We start from the raw sequence: 1,160 nt of genomic DNA, 5'->3' as shown, positions 1-1,160 counted from the left end.
GAGACCTACCCCGCCTTCCCCGGCGAGGCCGAGCTCGAGCGGCTCACCGAGATCATGCGGGCCGAGGAGGTCACCATCGCCGTGGACCTGGGCGTGACGGGCGGTGCCGCGGGTGGTGCTGACGGTGGTGGCGCTGCCGGTGGGGCCGCGGCCGGGTCGGCGGGCGGCTCCTGCACCGTCTACGGCTGCGACCTCACCCGCGAGTACATCGCCATCAACGCGGACTACACGACGTGACGGGGGAGGCCGGGGTAGCTGGGATCGGTGAGCCCGAGGCCGGCGAGGGGTCTGCACTCTCCGCCGCCGACCTCGAGGCGATCCGTGCCGTGTTCGCCCGCCGCCTCTACGTCATGGACGCCAAGCAGTGGGACGGCTACGGGCCGTGCCACACCGAGGACGTGGTGAGCGAGTCCTGGGCGGCCGGCGGCGGTGAGGCGCAGGTGCAAGGACGGCAGACGCTCACCGAGAAGATCCGCGACACGCTCGACGGCGCCTCGCCGGTCACGAGCGTCCACCACGGGCACACTCCGCTGATCGAGTACGCCGGGCCCCACCCGGAGACGGGCGAGCCCACCGCCACCGGCATCTGGGCCATGGAGGACCGGCTGTGGTGGCAGATCGACGGCCGCGAGCGCTGGCTGCACGGCTGGGGTCACTATCACGAGCGCTACCGCCGCGTGGACGGCCAGTGGCTCATCTCGTACCGGCGGCTCGAGCGGATCCGCGTGGACACCGGCTGGTCGCAGGGCTGAGCGGCGCTGCCCCGGCACGCGTTGCTACGCACTCGGCCCCGCAGTTGCCGGACGTCGCCCGGCGCACCTCCGAAGTTGCAAGACATCGACCTACGATTGCACGACTTCTCGTTCGAAGATCGGGCAGATTTCGCCACTCTTGTCGTGCAACCGGGACGGGGTGTCTTGCAACCGCGGAGGTGGGCGGGGTGTCTTGCAACTGCGTAGCTGCGGCGGCTCAGGCGGTGCCGTCGACCAGGTCGCGCTCGGCGCCCTCGTAGAGAGGCACGTATCCGTTCTTCTTGGTCAGCACGAACACCGGCTCGTCGAAGGTGCTGGTGTCGAAGGCCTGCTCGCGCAGTTCGGTCTTGCGGCTCTTGAACGTCGACGTGTGCTCGAGCTCGGCGGAGAGCCGGATGAACGCCGGTA

The 1,160-nt window shown here is 70.3% G+C and carries 2 protein-coding genes and 1 pseudogene; 2 read left to right on the top strand and 1 reads right to left on the bottom strand.

The features are described from left to right. Together ACWIE7_RS19345 and ACWIE7_RS19340 are read left to right on the top strand one after the other, a co-directional pair. On the top strand, positions 1-237 hold a 237-nt coding region (locus ACWIE7_RS19345), incomplete at its 5' end, for a bifunctional ornithine acetyltransferase/N-acetylglutamate synthase (protein ID WP_454070356.1). Positions 238-260: 23 nt separating this feature from the next. Continuing rightward, complete coding sequence (locus ACWIE7_RS19340) at positions 261-752, top strand: nuclear transport factor 2 family protein (RefSeq protein ID WP_454070357.1); 492 nt, start codon at positions 261-263, stop codon at positions 750-752. Between the two features lie 217 nt (positions 753-969). On the opposite strand, the pseudogene ACWIE7_RS19335 reads toward ACWIE7_RS19340, so the two are convergent. Next, a pseudogene (locus tag ACWIE7_RS19335) lies at positions 970-1,160 on the bottom strand (long-chain-acyl-CoA synthetase); the annotation flags it as partial.

It is taken from the genome of Dietzia sp. NPDC055343, assembly GCF_053645265.1.
This window is presented reverse-complemented; position numbering and strand designations above follow the sequence as displayed.